Origin of the sequence: Acinetobacter sp. CFCC 10889, assembly GCF_003268395.1 — a bacterium.
In the GTDB taxonomy this organism is placed as follows: Bacteria; Pseudomonadota; Gammaproteobacteria; order Pseudomonadales; family Moraxellaceae; genus Acinetobacter.
In genome coordinates this window covers 1-4,048 of record NZ_LQXQ01000110.1, presented here as the reverse complement: position 1 = coordinate 4,048, position 4,048 = coordinate 1, and the positions used below count along the sequence as shown (strand labels likewise).

The 4,048-nt window shown below is 37.0% G+C and carries 5 protein-coding genes and 2 pseudogenes; 2 read left to right on the top strand and 5 right to left on the bottom strand.

Annotated features, from left to right (window positions below):
- Positions 1-88: 88 nt before the first annotated feature.
- Positions 89-640, bottom strand: a complete 552-nt coding sequence (locus AVJ19_RS20390; protein ID WP_111861350.1) for a hypothetical protein — start codon at positions 638-640, stop codon at positions 89-91.
- 134 nt (positions 641-774) lie between these two features.
- Here AVJ19_RS20390 and AVJ19_RS20385 point away from each other — a divergent pair.
- Positions 775-1,053: pseudogene (locus AVJ19_RS20385) on the top strand (integrase core domain-containing protein); the annotation flags it as partial.
- Positions 1,054-1,180: 127 nt separating this feature from the next.
- On the opposite strand, the gene AVJ19_RS20380 reads toward AVJ19_RS20385, so the two are convergent.
- Entirely contained in the window at positions 1,181-1,582 is a 402-nt protein-coding gene (locus AVJ19_RS20380; RefSeq protein ID WP_035268402.1) for a helix-turn-helix domain-containing protein, read from the bottom strand.
- A gap of 1 nt (position 1,583) precedes the next feature.
- The gene (locus AVJ19_RS20375; RefSeq protein WP_035268404.1) at positions 1,584-1,874 is read right to left on the bottom strand and encodes a type II toxin-antitoxin system HigB family toxin; all 291 of its coding nucleotides are present in this window, start codon (positions 1,872-1,874) and stop codon (positions 1,584-1,586) included.
- Positions 1,875-2,039: 165 nt separating this feature from the next.
- Here AVJ19_RS20375 and AVJ19_RS20370 point away from each other — a divergent pair.
- Positions 2,040-2,182 (top strand): annotated as a pseudogene (locus AVJ19_RS20370) (IS5/IS1182 family transposase); the annotation flags it as partial.
- 378 nt (positions 2,183-2,560) lie between these two features.
- On the opposite strand, the gene AVJ19_RS20365 reads toward AVJ19_RS20370, so the two are convergent.
- A complete protein-coding gene (locus AVJ19_RS20365; RefSeq protein ID WP_228203421.1) occupies positions 2,561-3,007 on the bottom strand; it encodes a Mov34/MPN/PAD-1 family protein in 447 nt (148 codons plus the stop codon).
- Between the two features lie 43 nt (positions 3,008-3,050).
- Positions 3,051-4,048: HesA/MoeB/ThiF family protein (locus AVJ19_RS20360; protein ID WP_171334253.1), on the bottom strand; the 998-nt coding region annotated here is incomplete at its 5' end.

Sequence of the window (4,048 nt, the reverse complement as noted above, 5' to 3'; positions counted from 1 at the left end):
CATAATCCCAAATGGCTTGTTCATTGTAAGGTAAAGTGACAAAAGTAAAATAAGTCTACACAGCGCATTAAAAATACTGTGTCTGATTTTATGGTGATTCTGATGCTATCGCGATGAGTTTGCGCACTCTCTGAATATAGTATTTCGCTTCTTCATCGCGAGAGAAAGCACTGATACTGACTTTGACACCATCAGGCATTCTTAGTGTAACTATTGCAGCATCGTAAACAGGGTAGTCTGATTCCAGTTCAACTTTATATACTTGTAAATTTGAAAGGGGGTAATGTGTTAGCCTGCTTCTAAAAGGAGACTTTCTTTGAAGAATGATTTCTCTAGATATGGAATTTAACGTCAAATCAATTGAATCACCTAAAATTGCAAACCACAAAATCATAGTTGAAAAAACAAGAGGAAGGATCAAAAATCCGAAAGTTGCAGAAATGACTCCGAAAATTGGAGTATTTGTCCAATCTGTCGATTGTGCTAAGCCTAAATAGTACAAGACGAAAGGAATACAAAACAGAGACCAGGGCAGCAGAAAAAGCCGAATCCAAAAAGGAAATTCTCTTACGTAGCGTACTACATCTTCTTCGAAGATAATAAACTCCTCTGATCTTTGTAACTTATTTTTACTTATCATTTTCTTCTTGAATCACATATCTATCTTGATGGTGTTTTATTTATTATACGCTTATCAGTTTTTTTCTCATGGTAAACTTCTGATGAGTACGTTTATTTTACCAAGTTAAAGTCTCCGTTTTTATCAGCACACATCATCGTTTAGAAGCTGCAAATTTACGAGCATCAGTTGGTACAACTGGTGATTCATACGATAATGCTCTGGCTGAAACGGTGAATGGCTTATACAAAACAGAGGTGATTGAATATTTACAAGCAGATTGGCAAGGTTTAGCGGATGTACAACTTGCGACACTAAACTGGGTAGATTGGTTCAATAAAAAGCGTGTACACAGTGCACTGGGTTATGTATCGCCTTTTGAGTTTGAAGCAATGTACTATGATAAGATTAACCCGTTAGGTCAGGTGGCCTAACTTAAATAAAAAAGTCTCCGACAAACCCGGTACGGTTCAGTTTGTGCAACAAAGCCAAATTGAAATATCAAGACTAACAAGAAATTCAAATTGATTACTAATAGAGCGGCTCACGGTGCCCTATCTTTTAGAAAAACGTATCTGCCGATACATTAAACCGCTCAGACAATGCCTTAATATGACGAATATTCAGTTGGCGTTTACCACTTAAAATCTCAGAAATCACAGATTGGGTTGCAACTTCTGCTAAGTCAGACTGACCTAAACCATGTTGCTCCATCAAAAAAGCCAAAGCAGCACGACCATCCCCTTTAGGCATAGGAAGATGCTCATTTTCATAATCAGAAACCAAATCACCAAGCTGATGAATAAGCCCCATTAAAGGATTAGACTCATCATCACCAACGGTATCTAAAAGTTCATCTAAAGCTTCAACAAGTGTATGAAAGTCGTCTTCATTTTCTGGCTTGCTGAGCAATGGTGCAACGTAGTGCCAGTGGTCTACGGCCTGTTTAATCATCGCGTTCATACTAACCTTCCTTCCAATGACCTTTGTCATATTCTTTATGGGACAAGACATGACGAATATACACACGTTTTGCCTGATACATCACGACGGCAATAAGTCGGATCTTGTTCCCGCCAATATCGAATACATGGAACTTTCCAACTTTATCGACAGCTGGAAAGAGCTGTTTCATCTCAGCAAAATCTTTCGGATCGTTTGCCTTTATGGTTCGATACCAACCATCTAATGCCGTTTCAGCCTGTGGCCACTTTTGTATTGCTTCTATAATTCTAGCGTGGGTGATCACATGCATAACATTTTATCGCATTTTGCTATAAATCAAGTATAAACCAATTATCGCATTTTGCAATATTGAAGGGCCAGGATGAATAAAGCGCCAAATGGCGCTTTATTAATTATCAGAGGCTTTGTTGCACAAACCTATCTGTAAAGGCTTTTTCAGCGATATAATTTTCAAATGAAGAAGCCTACACACAAAATCTACCGCACAACCAATTGGCCCGCATATAATCGAGCACTCATGAGTCGCGGAAATATTGCCATTTGGTTTGATCCTGCTACGCTCCATCAAAAGGCAAGCAAGGGCGAAATCAAACCTACTGGTAATCCTCCCATAAATAACCGAAGTTAAAAGTGGTGGAAGTTGAAATCAAAACTGGTTTCTTATATAGGTTGATGACAATAAAAATGTTTAACCTATTTTTACCCGAGTAAAATGTTAGGAACTAAAGATTACTACTGTAATCTTTAGTTCCTATATTTAAGACTTAAATTAGTTTAAAAAAAAAATTTCAATTAATTTTTGATGGCGTCAGCCTAAATCAAAAATAAGTATTTAAAATAAATAAATTTTAATTCAATCAATATAACCAATTGTATATCTCATGTATAAGGTCATCTCTGTGAAAACAGAAATTGAACTGAAGGTTATGCTTCTTATCATTAACTATATTAGTTCAAACTCGATCGGATATTGCTCTATTTTAAAGAAGCCAATATCATCCCATTTTCTTGAAAGGACCAAGCTCTAATTGTATCGCTATTACTACCATTACCAACAATTACAGCTAAAGGGTTTGGTAATGAACTAATATTATTTCGTGAAAATTCACGAAAGCTTTTTATATCTTGTGAGGACAAATTAGGGGTTAACTCAGCATGTGTATGCCAGTATCCTACTAAAACCAACCCTTGATTTTGATACTCAATAGCTTCTTGCTTACACCTATTGGCATCTAGTTCCAACCATGTTGGACCAGATCGATCAGCATTATGTGGAGGTGTAGCTACTGCAAGCCATAAACCATCCGACATACTTGTATCAATAAATAATTGCCCACCTTTCTCATCTTCTTTTAATTTTTGTTGATGAGCAAAGAATATGTCTCTTACTTTTGTGGACACTTTCAATTCAACATTAAGCATCTTCCATCGCCATTCCCAGGCTAGATCATAGCTCATTAGTACACTACACTCTTGGCCACTCTCTGGAAATGACAATTTGCTTGCAACCGTCAGGTATATCTGGTCCAACGTATGTACCTTTGAATTCACGTATCTTTTCAATATCACCTATACTAGTAACCCATGCCTCAGATTCTACTTTTCCAGTAAGTACATCAAATACAGATTGAGCTGTTATTGTCGCTATTGTATTAATTCCAATAGGACCACCAGGTATAAAGGCTTCTCCACAACCAGGAAGTGGGCTGACCCCATTATCCTTCCATTCTGAATGTCGGTTTAAAAAGCTTCCATGCTCATCGAACAAGTAGCGTCCATCTGCAATACTATTTGGTCTAGTTATTAGCACATGCCCTATAATTGCATGAGGCTCAGCCCAAGCTTGGATTAAAGCCCACTTAGGTTGCCTAACTTGATGCAATAACCACATAAACTCTTCTGAATTCCAATCAGCAGTTGTAATTACCACCACATCCATTTCATCAAGCAAGCCAATATTCTTAATACATTCATACTGAATATATTGTGGAATTGATGTAATAGTGATATGAGACATATCTTTTTGGATTCGCTCTTTTAATGCTTGGGTTTTATATTTACCTAAATCATCTACCCCTAAAATATGTCTTCCTAGATTTGCACTTTCAAATCTATCAGGATCAACAATGGTGATGTCCGTAACACCTGCCCTCACTAGATGCATAACAACTGAACCACCTAAAGAACCTGCACCTATCACTGCAACTTTTTTACCAGCTATATCATTATTAGCTAATTCTATATTTCTTGAATGAATTACATTATTTGCCAACAAATGTACTGGACTATGTTCCAAACTCGACAATCTTACATTGTTATTCTGTTGCTCACGTAATCGACGCCCAGCACGCTTACCATAAACTTGATAGCTATCACTTTTGATACCTTTGTGTTTAAGAGTTATAGCTTGAATAATGGGTGGCTCAGTATTTGGGAGTTCTAATAACAACCATCTAATAGGAT

Coding starts and splice junctions, on each gene's coding strand:
- AVJ19_RS20390 (WP_111861350.1), bottom strand. CDS start 640: ATGATAAGTAAAAATAAGTTACAAAGATCAGAGGAGTTTATTATCTTC.
- AVJ19_RS20380 (WP_035268402.1), bottom strand. CDS start 1,582: ATGAACGCGATGATTAAACAGGCCGTAGACCACTGGCACTACGTTGCA.
- AVJ19_RS20375 (WP_035268404.1), bottom strand. CDS start 1,874: ATGCATGTGATCACCCACGCTAGAATTATAGAAGCAATACAAAAGTGG.
- AVJ19_RS20365 (WP_228203421.1), bottom strand. CDS start 3,007: ATGCTTAATGTTGAATTGAAAGTGTCCACAAAAGTAAGAGACATATTC.